This is a genomic window from Methylocaldum sp. GT1BB (genome assembly GCF_051027545.1).
Taxonomy (GTDB): Bacteria; Pseudomonadota; Gammaproteobacteria; order Methylococcales; family Methylococcaceae; genus Methylocaldum.
In genome coordinates, this window is sequence record NZ_CP194902.1 from 962,167 (window position 1) to 977,419 (window position 15,253).

Sequence of the window (15,253 nt, forward strand, 5' to 3'; positions counted from 1 at the left end):
CGGTCGATGGCAAGGTGTCGGTTGCCGTCAGTATTGCCGGTACGCGAGGAAGCGTGACGATCGAATCGGAGGCTTTAGGCCTCAGGTCGGTGAGGGAAACGAAGCGGCGGTGGCAATTCAAACCACCTTGCGTAGGATGTGCTGACGAAGGAAGCGCATCCTATGACCTGAGGCACGAAACGCATCGTTCGAGCCCTCGAACCGGATTGACCTACGCCACCTCCCGCTTCGCGATATCCACCCACTCCTTGTTCAACCGGTGGCTGTGCCTGGATGCGATCTTTGCGTCCTTGAGGATGTCCTCGAACAGCGCCCGCGCCTCCGATGTTTTTCCCATGCGTTTCAGCAGCAGGGCATGGCGGCATTTGGCTTCGGCGCCTGCGGAATATTTAGCCAGTGCCCGGTATTCGTCCAAGGCCCGATCCAGTTCGCCGAGCGCTTCGAGCGAGCGGGCGTAAAGCAGATGCGCCTCCTGGTTTTCGAATTCCGGATTAGCCCCGAACAGCATTTCGAGCGTTTCCCGCGCCCGTCCGAAATTGTTCGCTTCCACCAGCGCCTTGGCCAGGCCAAGCAAGAGGTCGGGATCGGTGCGGTACATCCCGGTGAGGGAGCTCTCGTAAAGTTCGATGGCTTCGTCGAGCATGCCATGCCTGAGATATTCGTGTGCCAGTGCGCTCCGGTTGCCTATGGTGTCCGAGACCTCCAATGCTTCGCGGCGTTTTCGGAGCTCCTTTTGTGGATCGAGCGTTCTCAGCAGGGCCTTGGAACCCTGCCGGGCGGTGCGGCTTTGGATCACTTCGGGCAGCAGCACCATCACCGAATAAAGAATGCAGCCGAGCAAGGGCAGGAAGATAATTAGAAATACCCAGAAAATCGGATGGCCGTGGCGGATCGCGTGAACGGCGAATCCGATCTGGATGAGCAACATGAAGATTCCGGCAATTTCCATCAGATGTCTCGTTTATTGTTGTTCAGCAAGGAATTGGACCCGGCGAGCAAGTCCACTCGATGGACAGGAAACGGCGCGCTTGGTTCGCGCGATCTTCGGAAGGATCGTTTATTGGCGGTCGATCCGGCGCTTATCGAGCTCCTTGCGATGAAGACAAGGACAAAAGTCTGATCGTACCATGTATGGGATACAACGAAACCGGGACGTATCGATGCATCCGATGAAGCGCTTGCCAGACCGTTACGGAATCGCGGGCGCTCCCGCGCGGTCCAAACAACCATGAAACTTCGCCTGGTCCAGCTCTGGGAGACGCTCCGCTCGAGCTACTGGTTCGTCCCCGCCTTGATGTCGGTTACGGCCGCGATCCTGGCGGTCTTGCTGTTTCTGGTCGATCAGGAGGCCCGCGAGCGATATCTGCCGTTTCTCTCCGATCTTTACGTGATGGACGCACCGGGGGCTCAAGCGATTTTGTCCACGTTGGCGTCCTCGGCGATCACGGTGGCGGGGGTGGTGTTTTCCATCGCCATGCTGGTGCTCTCCAACGCCTCGTCGCAATTCGGCCCGCGCCTGCTGCCGAACTTCATGCGGCAAGGGGGTACGCAGATCGTTTTCGGCGGGTTCATCGCGACCTTCATCTACGCCATTCTGGTGCTGACCCGAGTCCGTTCGACCGATGACGGGGCGGAAATTCCCCATCTTTCGGTCAGCGTCGCTCTGGTGCTCGGGGTGCTCAGTTTCGGGCTGCTGATCTATTTCATCCACCGGGTCGCCACATTCATACAGGCGCCGAACATCGTCGAGAATGTCGGCGCACGCTTGATCGAGACTTTCGGCAACTTGTTTCCGGAAGCTTCCGATCCCGGCGGGCGGAATAATCCCGCGGACGAGGAGCGGCAACTGCCGACCGATTTTGCGGAGCACGCCTCCGGCATTCCGGCGCCCGGCAACGGCTACCTGGACGCCATCGAACTGGAGCGGATTCGGGACATTGCCGAGCGGCACAATCTGCTCGTGCATCTGCTCAAACGGCCGGGCCAGTTCATCATCGAAGGCCATGTGCTGGCTTTGGCTTCGCCGCGCGAAGCGGTAACGGAGGCGATCGTCGAAGAGATCGGAGAATGCTTTCTTTTAGGACCTCAGCGCACGTTGATCCAGGATGCCGAGTTTGCCGTCGACCAGTTGGTGGAAGTGGCGGTCCGCGCTCTTTCGCCCGGCATCAACGATCCCTTCACCGCCGTCAACTGTATCGATTGGCTGGGAGCGGCGCTGTCGTTTCTCGCCGGCCGGAAGCTGACTTCCCCGCTCTGCCGCGGTGCAGACGGGCGCATCTGCGTTGTGACCGATCCTTACACCTACGAAGGCATCCTCGATGCAGCGTTCAATCAGTTGCGCCAGCACGCCAGGAAGAACGAGGCCGTGGCGATTCGCCTCCTGGACATGATCGCCGTTCTGGCCGAGGCCGAACTACCCGAGCCTTATCGTAACGCTCTGGCACGGCACGCGCGCTTGATCTATAAGGACACGCTGACCAATCTGCCGGACGCCAGCGACCGCGCCGATCTGGAAGAACGCTATGGGAAAGTGCTGCAAACGCTTCCGGACTCCGGTTCGCAGGCGAACTGAGGCAAGAACGGTGGACTCCTTTACCGCTGGTTTCGTCGAGCCGTCGATGGCCATCGTGCTTCGTCAAGCTTAATAATGGACTGTCCAATCGCCATCGTCGTACTCCTCGGAGTCTCGGGCTCCGGAAAATCGACCATCGGCCAGCGGCTCGCCGAGCGCCTGCGTTGGCCGTTCTTCGACGGGGACGATTTCCATCCCGTGCAAAACATCGAGAAAATGGCGCGAGGCCAGCCTTTGACGGATGCCGACCGGGAACCCTGGCTCGACCGGCTCGCCGAGCTGATAGAAACGTCCATAGCGACTGGGCGTTCCGCCGTCATCGCCTGCTCCGCGCTGCGGCATTCCTACCGGGAGCGCCTCGCGCGAGGACACCGCGAAGTGGTCTTCGTGTATCTGAAAGGTTCTTTCGAACTCATCCGCGAACGACTCGCGCGCCGGCAGGAGCACTTCATGCCGCTAGACCTTCTTCCCAGCCAGTTCGCGGCACTCGAGGAACCCTCCGACGCCATCACGATCGATATTCGGCAAACGCCGGAAGCGATCGTGGAGACCATCGTCCGCCGTCTCGAAGACCGACTCACGGGGCTTTCCGCGGAATAAGTAATTTGAACGGCCGGCGCGACTTGCCGTTCAATCGTCCCCTCCCTACAATCGAAACCTTGTCCAACATCCGGTTGTCAAGGAGAAGATCATGCTGATGTTGTCGGTTGCGGTTTTTACTTTGGTGGCGTTCATGGGGGCGGGCATGGGAATCGACGCCTTCAAGGGAAGGGGCAGTTCCCGGTTGTACGCCCTGATACACGGCGGCTTGGCGTTGCTGGGATCGACTCTGGTGATCATGGTCGCCCTGAAAGGCGATACCCGGCTCTACGTGATTATCGGCCTGGCGCTGGTCATTATCGCCGCCGGACTGTACATTTCGTTTCAACGGGCCAAAGGCATTCAGCCTAGGGCCTTGATTCTGCTGCACGGCGGAACCGCCGCCACTTGCTACGGACTGCTTGCCTATTACGCACTGCGGACTTGATCCGGGCAGTCGGCACAGCGAATTCCGGGGTGCCGACGCAGCCTCCCGCCCATTTATTCTTCGGATCTCGGGTTAAAATACCCCCAAACCATGCTTTCGACACCCCCGCTCAGCCTTTACATCCACGTGCCTTGGTGCGTAAGAAAATGCCCTTATTGCGACTTCAATTCGCACGCGGCAGACACCGCGCTGCCCGAACACGAATACGTAAAGGCGCTGCTCGGCGATCTCGAACAACAAGCGCCTTCCGTCGCAGGGCGACGGGTGGAAACGATATTCATCGGCGGCGGCACCCCCAGCCTTTTTAGTCCGGCCGCGATCCGCGCTCTTTTGGAGGGGATTCGGTTACGGCTCGACATAGCGGCTGATGCCGAGGTCACCATGGAAGCCAACCCCGGCACTGCGGAGATCGCCAAATTCCAGGGTTTTCGCGAGGCCGGGGTGAACCGCTTGTCGATCGGCATCCAGAGCTTTCATGACACGCATCTGAAAAAACTGGGCCGCATCCACGATAGCCGAGAGGCGCGGCTCGCCGCCGAAATCGCGCACTCAGCGGGATTCGAGAACTTCAATCTGGACCTGATGTTCGGGCTGCCGAACCAAACCGTGGACGAGGCGCTGACGGACATTCGAACCGCGGTGGGCCTGAACCCGACCCATATCTCGTTCTATCAGCTCACCCTGGAACCCAACACCGTGTTCCACAAGTACCCGCCACGCCTGCCGGAGGACGATCGCATCTGGGCCATGCAGCAAAGCTGTCAGGCGCTTTTGGCGGATCATGGCTATCGCCAGTACGAGGTATCCGCCTATGCTCGGGAAGGGTACCGCTGCCGGCACAATCTCAATTATTGGCGTTTCGGAGATTACTTGGGCATCGGCGCGGGCGCTCACGGCAAGATTACGAACGCGGCGGAGCAATCCATAATGCGGACCTGGAAGATCAAACACCCGCAGCATTATCTCGAGTTCGCCGGCCGACCGGATCGGCAGGGCGGGCGGGCCGCGGTCCCGAGGGAAGACCTGCCGTTCGAATTTCTGATGAATCACCTCCGCCTCCGGGAAGGTTTCGCCGAAGCGGCGTTCGGCAAATACACCGGGTTACCCTTGGCTGCCCTGGAACCGGAACTTTCCGACTGCATCGCCGCCGAATTAGTCGAACGGCGCGACGGTGCCATTCGCTGCACCGACACCGGCTGGAATTTCCTGGATAATGTGTTGCAGCGTTTTCTGAATTAACCCTTTACCTCCATGCCCACCCCATCATCCGGAAGCTCGGTGGCGACGACGAAGCCCGACAACTCGCTGGTCCGGCCGACGCTCGAGGATTTGATCCGGCTCAGCCAGCCCGCGGCGGGATTGACGCTGGCCCGGCCGACCGTACGCGCCTTGCAGAGCGGGCAGTATCTCTCGGCTTTCAAGGGGCGCGGCATGGAGTTCGACGAAACGCGGCTCTACGCCCAGGGCGACGATGTCCGCAACCTGGACTGGCGCGTCACGGCGCGCACCGGCAAGCCGCATACCAAGCTTTTCCGCGAAGAGCGCGAAAGGCCGGTTTTTCTGACGGTGGACTACCGATCGGCGATGTTCTTCGCAACCCGTGGCATGTTCAAATCGGCGATGGCGGCCAGGCTCTCGGCGCTCATCGCCTGGAGCGCCCGAAGGCATGGCGATCGCGTCGGCGGACAGATTTTCTCCGAGGCGGAAAGCATCGAGCTCAAACCTGAGCACGGCCACCGTGCGGTGTTGAGACTCCTCAAAATGCTGGTCGACCAAGCGTCCCCCCGAAGCGACGGCACGCCGGAGACTGCCTTGCAAGACGCACTGATTCGTCTGCCGCGCCACGCGCGACCGGGCAGCCTGGTGTTCGTGTTCAGCGATTTCCGGCATCTGACCGCCGCCGGCGAGGCGAGCCTGAGCCGGTTGTCCCGCCACTGCGATCTGGTGCTGGTGTTCATCTTCGATCCGTTGGAGCAACGCCTGCCTCTGGGACCTCACCGGTTCAGCAACGGCCGCCGCGATGTTTTGCTGAATGCCGATGCGCGGACCGCCGACGTCTATGAACATTCGTTCCGGGTCCGCGAGGAACGGCTGCGCGAGCTGGCCCGCCGGCACGGCATACGCTTCGTTGCCTGCCGCACCACGGACGAGCCTTTTTTCGTCTTGCAGCAGAGCAGCCGCCCGTCGCTTTTCCACGCCTGATCATGGAAACCTTGCCGCTACGCGATATTCATCTGCCGGACCCGATAAGCTGGTGGCCGCCCGCGATCGGCTGGTGGATCGTATCGGTCGCGGCGGTTTTGCTGATCGCGACTGCGATATGGCTTATTCGCCGCTGGCGGCAGGTCACGGTGGCGAAGCTCGCCTTGCGGGAGCTGGACGCGCTGCAAAAGGATTCGACGCTGGGCATGACCGAAAAATTGAGAAGACTGTCCATCCTGCTGCGCCGGGCCGGTTTGAGCGCCTACCCTCGAGAAGATGTGGCGGGGCTGACCGGCGAGGACTGGCTCGAATGGCTGGACCGACCGCTCGGAACGCCCCGCTTTTCTCGGGGTGTCGGCCGGGCGTTGCTGGATGCGCCGTACCGCCCGGTGGGCGATGCGGATATGGATCGCCTGATCGCGCTTTGCCGCGACTGGCTTAAGGCCCTGCCTCGAACCGTCGTGCCGCCCCGGAAAAATTCCGCGCCTCAGCAGGCCGCCGCCGAACCATGATCGAATTCGCCTGGATCTGGGTCTTTCTGGTTTTGCCCTTGCCCTGGCTGATGCGCCGCTGGCTGCCCGCCGCGCCGGAGCCGGGCGGCGCGGCGCTGCGGACGCCGTTTCTCGAGGAATTCGATAGCCTTCCGTCAAGCCAGGGCGTAACGAAAACCAAGCCGCATGCCATTTGGATCGCCGTCGCCGGCTGGGTGTTGCTGGTCAGCGCCGCGGCCCGCCCGCAGTGGCTCGGCGAGCCTATCGAGCAGGCGGTCAGCGGCCGCGATCTGATGCTGGCGGTCGATCTTTCCGGCAGTATGGAAATCGAGGACTTCTTCCTCCATGGCCGGGCAGTGGATCGCCTCACCGCAACCCAATGGGTGGCCGGCCAGTTCATCGAACGGCGCGTGGGCGACCGCATCGGGCTGATCCTGTTCGGCGAGCAGGCCTACCTGCAAGCCCCGTTGACCTTCGACCGCACCACGGTGCACATCCTGCTGGACGAAGCGGTCATCGGACTCGCCGGCGACAAGACCGCCATCGGCGACGCCATCGGCCTCGCCGCCAAGCGCCTTAGGGACAATCCCGCCGAACAGCGGGTTCTGATACTGCTCAGCGACGGGGCCAACACCGCCGGCGCGGTTTCCCCCCTGCAAGCGGCCGAAGTCGCGGCGCGCGAGAAGCTAAAAATCTATACCATAGGCGTCGGGGCCGATCAGATGATCGTCAACGATCTTTTCGGCACACGGCGCGTCAATCCGTCTCAGGACCTCGATGAGGAAACCATGAACGCCATCGCCGAAAAAACCGGCGGTCGCTACTTCCGGGCGCGGGATACCAACGAATTGGAGAATATTTACGCACTGTTGGACGAACTGGAGCCGGTGGAACGGACAAAGCATTTTTACCGGCCGAGGACCGAGCTCTATCACTGGCCCCTGGCCGCCGCGCTGCTATTGGCGGCTGTGCTGGGGGTAAGCAAATTGCGGGAATGACTGCTTGGGCCGGAGATGATGGGCTGCGACGCTGAATCCATGAATCGCGACAACGATTGCCGATGAACGAGTTTCATTTCTTGAGGCCCTGGTGGCTTTTGGCCGTCCTCCCGCTCGCGGCGATACTTTGGGGGTTGTACCGGCGGCGCCGGAGCACCGGAGACTGGAAGGGCATCTGCGATGATGCGCTGCTGCCCCACGTACTCATCGGCGGGGACGGCCGAGCGAGCCGCCATCCGCTGTTCGCCGCGGCCTTGGGCGGCATCGTCGCCATCATGGCTTTGGCGGGGCCGGTTTGGGAGCGTCTGCCCGCACCGGCTTTTCGCAATATCGCGGCCGTGGTCATCGTACTCGACCTTTCTTCGGCCATGGAGGCGGTCGATCTCAAGCCGACCCGTCTGGAGCGTGCCCGCTACAAGATTGCCGATATCCTGAAGACGCGCAAGGACGGTCAAACCGCTTTGGTCGTCTATGCAGGCGATGCGTTCACCGTCACGCCGCTGACCGACGATGCGGCCACCATCGCCGCGCAACTCTTCGCCCTAAACTCCGGCCTGATGCCCGTACAGGGAACTCGCATCGATCTTGCGCTGGAATCCGCTGCGCGGCTCTTGAGGCAAGCCGGCCTGCGGTCCGGCGATATCCTGCTGGTCACCGCCGGAGAACGGGCGGCGGAGGCCGAGGAGGCAGCGCACCGGCTGAAAACCGAGGGTTATCGCATTTCCGTGCTGGGCGTCGGCACCGAGGAGGGCGCGCCGGTTCCCATGCCCGAAGGCGGATTCTTGAAGGACGATACCGGCAATATCGTGGTTCCACGGCTCGATACCGACGCGCTGCGGAAGCTGGCCCGAGCCGGGGGCGGCATCTATCGGAATCTCACCGCCACTGCGGGCGATCTCGATGCGCTATTGGGATTTTTCGAACAGCATGCCGCCGCCGATACGCAGAACGAAAAGACCCTGAACGTGGACCAATGGAAGGAACAGGGTGTCTGGCTGCTGCTGGCCCTACTGCCGCTCGCGGCCTTGTCGTTCCGGCGCGGATGGCTCGCCGCCTGGCTGTTGGTTCTGGCAGCCCCGGTTCCGAACGATGCCCAGGCGCTGGACTGGCACAACCTGTGGCAAAGGCCCGACCAACAGGCTCGGCAAGCCTTTCAAGCCGAGAATTACGACGAGGCGGCGAAAAAATTTCAAGATTCCGAATGGAAAGCGGCCGCCCAGTACAAGGCCGGACGCTATGAGGACGCGGCCAAACTCTTAGAGGAGTCGCATTCGGCGACCGGCCATTATAATCGCGGCAACGCCCTGGCCCGGCAGGGACGTTACAACGAGGCCATCAAGGCTTACCAGAAAGCCCTGGAGCTGGATCCTGGCCATGCGGACGCCCGCTACAACAAGGAACTCGTCGAAAAAGCCCTGGAACAGCAGAAGAAGCAGCACGAAGAACAGCAGAAAAGTCAGAAGGATTCGGGCTCGGAATCCGAATCCAAGTCTTCGCAATCGCCGCAAGGGCCATCGGACGGTCAGGATCGAAAAAACGAAGAGGAAAAACCACACGAACAAGCGGGCAAGGAACAGGACGCCCAGCCGCGGAACAATGGCTCGAACGGTGAAAACAATTCGCCCGAAAGCGCCGACGCCGCCTCCGGATCGGAAAGCAAGGCGCAAGATCGGCCGGATAAGAATGGCGAAAAAACGCCCGACGACGGGTCCGACCCGCAACAGACCGCCGGCCAAGCACAGGATAGACGGCCCGACGAAAGCGGTGAGCGGGAGGCCGCTGCGGCGACAGCGGAAACGGGTAAGACCGATGAAACCCGCCAGGCCGAGGAGCAATGGCTGCGGCGTATCCCGGACGATCCCGGCGGCCTTCTAAAACGCAAGTTTTATTACCAGTACCGTCAACGACAAAGGACTCAAGGCGCGGAGCCTAGACCATGAGCGAACTCTTTTATTTATATTCGTGTTTTCTCTGGGCGCATCGCTCTGACCCAAGGTTGAACCCGGATTCCAATCGGGTGTTATCCGTTCTGCGCCGATTGATTCGCCTATGGCCCTTGATCTTTCTGTTCCATGCGGGAAGCGCTTCGGCCGCGGCGATCAGCGTGACCGCCGACCGCGACCCGGTACCGGTGAGCGAATCCTTCACGCTCATCTTTTCGGCGGAAAAAACGCCGGACGACGATCCGGACTTCGCGCCACTGGAAAAGGATTTCCATGTCCTCGGTCAATCGCAAAGCAGCCAGATTTCGCTCATCAACGGCCGTTTCAGCAAGCGGACGGAATGGCAAGTCACGGTCATGGCGAAACGGACGGGCACGCTGACCGTCCCGCCCATCGCCTTCGGAACCGACCGATCCCAACCCTTGACTCTCCAGGTCGCCGGATCGCCCCCGCCATTGGCGGGTGGCAACGGCGAGGATTTTTTCCTGGAAGTCGAGGCCGAACCGAAGAATCCCTATGTCCAGGCCCAGGTGATCTACACGGTTCGAGTGTTGAGCCGCGTCCATTTCAGCGCTGCAAATCTCAGCGAGCCTTCGGCCGAGGATGCCTTGATTCAAAGGCTGGGCGACGACCGGCGCTATACCACCCATCGCAGCGGCCTCCAGTACACGGCAATTGAACGTAAGTATGCGATTTTTCCGCAGAAGAGCGGGACTCTCCTTTTGGAACCGTTGACGCTCGAAGCCCGAAGCGCGGCCGGCGGGCGATCCCTCTTCAATCAGTTTTTCAATCACTCGACTCACATTTTGCGCGCGCATTCGGATTCGGTGAGATTGGACGTCCGGCCGATTCCGGCGGCTTTTTCCGGCAAACACTGGCTGCCGGCGGAACACCTGGAAATCGACGATTCCTGGTCGCAGAATGCCCCTCAAACCACGGTTGGCGAACCGATCACCCGGACCATCACCGTGCGGGCCGATGGAACGACGGTCGGCCTGTTGCCCGAGTTGGAGCCGCAAGCCTCTCGACGATCCCCGGCGGACATCAAGCGTTACCCGGATCAACCGCTGCTGAACGAGGAAAAACTGACGACCGGACTGGCCAGCGTCCGGCAGGAAAAAATCGCCCTGATTCCCGCGCGTTCCGGAACCTACCGGATTCCGCCGATCGAAATCCCCTGGTGGAACACCAAGACCGAGCGGATGGAGGCCGCGCGGGTTCCCGAGCGCACCCTGACCGTGCTGCCGGGAGCCCAATCGCCGGAATCCACCCCACCCGCTTTGCCCACGACACGTTCGGGATCGTCCGCCGCTCCGGCACGACCGGAATCTTCGCTGCCGAGCGAGGCGCTACCTGCAGGTCCTGCAAGCGGGCTCTGGTTTTGGCTGGCTCTGTTATTCGGGCTGGGCTGGATTGGAACCGCCGCGGCCTGGTGGCTCAGCGGCAGGCCCCGGAAGACGCCGGTCCCGCAGTCATACGACGACGGTCGGTCCGAGCGCTCGGCCGCAAACGCCTTGAGAATAGCCTGCCGGAAGAACGACCCCGCCGCGGCGCGGCAGGCTCTCTTGGATTGGGCGAGACAGCGTTGGCCTTCGGCTCGCGTTATGGGTTTGGAGGACCTGGAGCGGCGTTGCAAAGGCGAATTGGGTCGTGAAATCGAGCGGCTGAACCGCACACTTTACCGACACCCGGAACCCGGTTGGCAAGGGCAGGCCCTTTGGGCGGCTTTTCGATCCGACCCGATGATCTCGTCCAAGGCGGGCAAACCGTCCGTAGCCGCGGATCTGGAGCCGTTGTACAAGCTCTAGGCCGTGAGTGAGTGCGCTATACGACGGATGAACGCCGGAAACGACACGACACGACAAGACCGGACGGTGGCTGCTTGAGATCGCCCGAGACTATTCCGGCCATGGTGGGTATAGGCGCTTCGGCGGGAGGTCTGAACTCGCTGCTGGATCTTTTCCAAGCCATCGAGCCCGGCATCGGCTTCGCCTTCCTGATCGCCCAGCATTTATCGCCCGATCATGACAGCAAGCTGGCGGAAATCCTGGCCAATACCGCCAGATTGCCGGTTATCGAGGCACGCGAGGGGATGGCGATACAGGCGGATCATATTTATGTCATTCCTCCGGATGCGGATATAAGCGTTTCGGTCGGTTGCCTGAACCTTCAGCGCCGGCACGGACGTCCGTCGCCTCATCTGCCGGCCGATCATCTGTTTCTTTCCCTGGCTCGCGAGCTGGGGAAAAAGGCAATCGGAATCGTGCTGTCGGGGACCGGGTCGGATGGAGCGAAGGGGCTCAAGGCGATCAAGACCGGCGGCGGAATCGCGTTTGCGGAAGATCCGTCCTCGGCCAGATTCGACGGGATGCCGCGCAGCGCCATCAGCATGGGATGCGTCGACTACGTATTGCCGCCCAAGGAGATCGCACGGGAGCTCACAAACCTCGGCCAGCGAGCCGGGACCGCCGCCGGCGATCTGGAGACCCTGGCCATCCGGCAACAGGATCTGAAGCAGATATTCCGTGTCGTTCTCGTCACTTGCGGGCTCGATTTCAGCCAGTACAAACGCAAGACCATCTTACGGCGGCTCATGCGCCGAATGGCGCTTAACAAGATCCATAGCCTCTCCGATTATCTCGCCCTGTTGCAGAATCAACCGACCGAAGTCGAGGCGCTGTGCCAGGATTTCCTGATCCGCGTTACCGCGTTCTTTCGGGACCCGGAGACATTCCGTGGATTGACGAGAGAAGTCTTTCCGCGGCTGCTGCAAGGCCGGTCTCCGAACGATCCGATTCGTATTTGGGTGCCCGGTTGCGCGACCGGCGAGGAGGCTTATTCCATCGCCATGGCGCTCATCGAGTTTCTGGACGAGAAGAAGGTCAGTATCCCGATACAGATTTTCGGCAGCGACATCAACTCGCAGGCCATCAGCCTGGCACGGGCCGGCCGCTATCCCGAAAACATCAGGCTTCATATCTCGGAAAAGCGGCTCAGACGCTTCTTCATCCGAGCCGACGCTCATTATCAAGTCATTCCGGCGATCCGGGAATCGTGCGTCTTCGCCGAACATAACGTGGCGCAAGATCCCCCCTTTTCCAAGCTCGATCTGATCAGTTGCTGCAATCTCCTCATCTACCTGGATCCGGAACTGCAGAGACATGTCATGTCGACCTTTCATTACGCGCTCAATCCGGGTAAATTTCTCGCGCTCGGGCCATCCGAAAATATCGGTCCCCAAGGTTCGCATCTCTTCGAACCTTTAAACAAAAATTGGAGCATCTACGTGAGGAAGAACGTTCCCGGCCGAATGTTGCTGAACTTCGGCGGGAAGGAACAAAGGACACTTCAGCCTGAAAAAACGCTGACAGAAACGGCTGCGCCACTGCAAAACCCCGGATTGGTTCAGCGACAGGCCGACAACATCCTGCTCGCACGTTACGCGCCGGCCGGCGTGCTGATCGATGACGATCTGAACGTTCTCCAGTTTCGCGGCCATACCGGACAGTTTCTCGAGCATCAACAGGGTTCGGCAAGCCTGAACCTAAAAAGCCTGACCCAAACCTATCTCTTCATCGAACTGTCGGAGGCCGTTCAGGAGACGCGGTCGACCGGACAATCCGTCCGACGGGAAAACATCCGCATCCGCACCGACGGGAAAGAACGGTATGTTCAATTCGAGGTCCTGCCGCTCAACGACGCCGAGGGCACCGCGCAATTCTTCCTGATTCTTTTCGAAAATTCGCCGTCCCGGCTTCCAATCCATGCCCCGGCCGATTGGCTTCGGCGAATTTCCTCCGTTCTGACGCGACAAGTGGGCCTGCTTTTCAAGTCCGCGCAAGCTGGAGGGCAGTTCCAATTCTCGGAGTTGAGACGAGAACTCGATGCCACGCAACGCCATCTGCAATCCGTTATCGAGGCCCACAAAGCCGGCCAGGAAAAACTGAGGTCGCTGGAAGAAGAACTCTTGTCCGCTCACCAGGAGTTCCAGAGCACGAACGAAGAGCTCGAAACCGCCAAGGAGGAATTGCAGTCGGCCAACGAGGAACTCGCCACGGCGAATGAAGAGCTGAGGGTCCGCAATCACGAGTTGAGCCAGGTCAATCTCACCTTGAAGAACGCGCAGGAATTCAACGAGGCCATTCTGGGAACCATGCGCGACGCCTTGGTGGTGCTCGATCGGGATCTCCGGGTAAAACGCGCCAATCGGGCCTATTTCGAAATGTTCCGGACCAAACCGGAGGCCATCCAGAACAATTGCCTCTACGACACCGGCAACGGGCTGTGGGATAGGCGGGAGATCAAAGAGTCGCTCCAGATCGTGTCGCAGGGCGGGAGAACCCTGGAGGATTATGAGATCATCCAGGCGCATCCCGAAATCGGCGAACGCATCCTGAACCTGAGCGCCTACAAACTGCTCGGAGAGGATCATCTGAACGATCTGATCCTACTGACGATTCAGGATGTCACCGAGCGTCGCAGTATCGAAGCGGCCCTGAGGCAGCGGAGCGAAATCTTGGACCAGGCCCACGAAGCTGTCCTGATGTGGGAACTCGGCGGCACGGTCCGGTATTGGAACCGGGGCGCGGAGGAACTGTACGGCTACAAGCGTTCCGAGGCGATAGGGAAAATCAGCCACACCTTGCTGAAAACCGAACGCGGCATCAGCTCCGAGGAATTCGAACGCATACTCGCCCGGGACCGGCAATGGGTCGGCGAAGTGGTCCATACCACCCGCACCGGAAAACGCATCATCGTCGACAGCCGCAACACCGTCGTCGTCCAGCGCAACAAGCCGCCGCTCGTGCTCGAGACCAATCGCGACATCACCGAGCGCAAGGATATCGAGGAGTCCTTGCGCGAAGCCCATAGGCAAAAGGACGAATTCTTGGCCATGCTCGCCCACGAACTGCGCAATCCTCTCGCGCCGGTCCGTAACGGGCTTCACATCCTGCAGAGGGCCAACCCCGACAAGACTCCCGTCAAGCAGATCCACGCGATGATGGACCGGCAGCTCACCAAGCTCACCCGCATCGTGGACGATCTGCTCGACGTGGCGCGCATTACCCGCGGCCAAATCGAGCTGCGCGAAGAAACGATCGATCTCGTGCCTCTGATCGTTCATGTTCTGGAAATCGTCAGATATCAGCTCGACTCGCGCCAGCACAAGCTCGCCCTGGATCTGCCGGGGCGTCCGTTGTTCGTCAAAGTGGACCCCACCCGCATGGAGCAGGTCGTCGAAAACCTGCTCGCCAACGCCGCAAAATACACTCCGCCGGGCGGCCACATCGAGGTCAGTCTCCATATCGTCAACGATGAAGCCGTGCTGCGGGTCCGCGACGACGGCAGAGGCATCGGCCCCGAGGCGCTGCCGCATATCTTCGACCTTTTCGTGCAGGCGGAGAGAGGCTTGGACCGCATGGAGGGAGGGCTCGGAATCGGGCTCACGCTGGTGCGCCGGCTGGTCGAACTGCACCGCGGCCGGGTGGAAGCCAAAAGCGCCGGACTCGGCCTCGGCAGTGAATTTTTGGTGTATCTGCCGTTATGGCAGGGAATCGACGAAAGCCCCCAAGACATCACCGCGCTGCAATCCGAAATGGTATTGGTGCCGCGCAGGGTTCTTATCGTCGACGACAACCACGACGCCGCCGAGAGTACCGCGCTGATCGTCAGCGCCTCCGGACATACGGTCGAGGTCGCCTACGACGGGCCCATGGCGCTGAATATCGCGGCAAACTTCAAACCCGAGGTCGCGTTACTGGACATCGGATTGCCCGGAATGGACGGCTATGAACTGGCGAGGCGTCTTAGGAGCTTGCCCGGCATGGAAAAGGCGCTCTTGGTAGCAATCAGCGGCTATGGCACGGAAGACGATCGCCGCGCCTCGGAGGAAGCCGGCCTGGACTGCCACTTGGTCAAACCCGTAGATCCCGATGCGCTGGCCGGCTTATTGGCCACCGTAGCGGAAAAATCTCGGACCCCCGAAATCGGTCCTATCTAAGCCGATAACACCGTTCGTT

The 15,253-nt window shown here is 60.8% G+C and carries 11 protein-coding genes; 10 read left to right on the forward strand and 1 reads right to left on the reverse strand.

Translation table 11 applies throughout. From position 1 onward, the window contains the following. Positions 1-211 precede the first annotated feature (211 nt). Positions 212-949 carry a tetratricopeptide repeat protein gene (locus tag ACR2TX_RS05505; protein ID WP_077728168.1) on the reverse strand — a complete coding sequence of 246 codons (738 nt, stop codon included), beginning with the start codon at positions 947-949 and terminating at the stop codon, positions 212-214. Between the two features lie 279 nt (positions 950-1,228). On the opposite strand from ACR2TX_RS05505, the gene ACR2TX_RS05510 reads away from it, so the two are divergent. The 10 genes from ACR2TX_RS05510 (at position 1,229) to ACR2TX_RS05555 (ending at position 15,234) form a co-directional block, all read left to right on the forward strand. Beyond that, a complete protein-coding gene (locus ACR2TX_RS05510) occupies positions 1,229-2,572 on the forward strand; it encodes a DUF2254 domain-containing protein (protein ID WP_077728169.1) in 1,344 nt (447 codons plus the stop codon). Positions 2,573-2,647: 75 nt separating this feature from the next. Continuing rightward, complete coding sequence (locus tag ACR2TX_RS05515) at positions 2,648-3,172, forward strand: gluconokinase (protein ID WP_434110650.1); 525 nt, start codon at positions 2,648-2,650, stop codon at positions 3,170-3,172. Between the two features lie 91 nt (positions 3,173-3,263). Then, positions 3,264-3,599 carry a hypothetical protein gene (locus ACR2TX_RS05520; RefSeq protein ID WP_077728171.1) on the forward strand — a complete coding sequence of 112 codons (336 nt, stop codon included), beginning with the start codon at positions 3,264-3,266 and terminating at the stop codon, positions 3,597-3,599. A gap of 90 nt (positions 3,600-3,689) precedes the next feature. Further along, the gene (gene hemW, locus ACR2TX_RS05525; RefSeq protein ID WP_434110652.1) at positions 3,690-4,838 is read left to right on the forward strand and encodes a radical SAM family heme chaperone HemW; all 1,149 of its coding nucleotides are present in this window, start codon (positions 3,690-3,692) and stop codon (positions 4,836-4,838) included. Positions 4,839-4,877: 39 nt separating this feature from the next. Continuing rightward, the gene (locus ACR2TX_RS05530) at positions 4,878-5,801 is read left to right on the forward strand and encodes a DUF58 domain-containing protein (RefSeq protein ID WP_434110654.1); all 924 of its coding nucleotides are present in this window, start codon (positions 4,878-4,880) and stop codon (positions 5,799-5,801) included. 2 nt (positions 5,802-5,803) lie between these two features. After that, positions 5,804-6,313 carry a DUF4381 domain-containing protein gene (locus tag ACR2TX_RS05535; RefSeq protein ID WP_434110656.1) on the forward strand — a complete coding sequence of 170 codons (510 nt, stop codon included), beginning with the start codon at positions 5,804-5,806 and terminating at the stop codon, positions 6,311-6,313. Continuing rightward, the gene (locus ACR2TX_RS05540; RefSeq protein WP_347257750.1) at positions 6,310-7,290 is read left to right on the forward strand and encodes a vWA domain-containing protein; all 981 of its coding nucleotides are present in this window, start codon (positions 6,310-6,312) and stop codon (positions 7,288-7,290) included. The genes ACR2TX_RS05535 and ACR2TX_RS05540 overlap by 4 nt, the downstream gene beginning before the upstream one ends. Before the next feature lie 62 nt (positions 7,291-7,352). Continuing rightward, positions 7,353-9,230: a VWA domain-containing protein gene (locus ACR2TX_RS05545; protein WP_434110658.1), complete on the forward strand. Its 1,878-nt coding sequence runs from the start codon at positions 7,353-7,355 to the stop codon at positions 9,228-9,230. Continuing rightward, positions 9,227-11,041 carry a BatD family protein gene (locus ACR2TX_RS05550; RefSeq protein ID WP_434110660.1) on the forward strand — a complete coding sequence of 605 codons (1,815 nt, stop codon included), beginning with the start codon at positions 9,227-9,229 and terminating at the stop codon, positions 11,039-11,041. The genes ACR2TX_RS05545 and ACR2TX_RS05550 overlap by 4 nt, the downstream gene beginning before the upstream one ends. Before the next feature lie 74 nt (positions 11,042-11,115). After that, complete coding sequence (locus ACR2TX_RS05555) at positions 11,116-15,234, forward strand: chemotaxis protein CheB (protein WP_143735038.1); 4,119 nt, start codon at positions 11,116-11,118, stop codon at positions 15,232-15,234. Positions 15,235-15,253 lie beyond the last annotated feature (19 nt).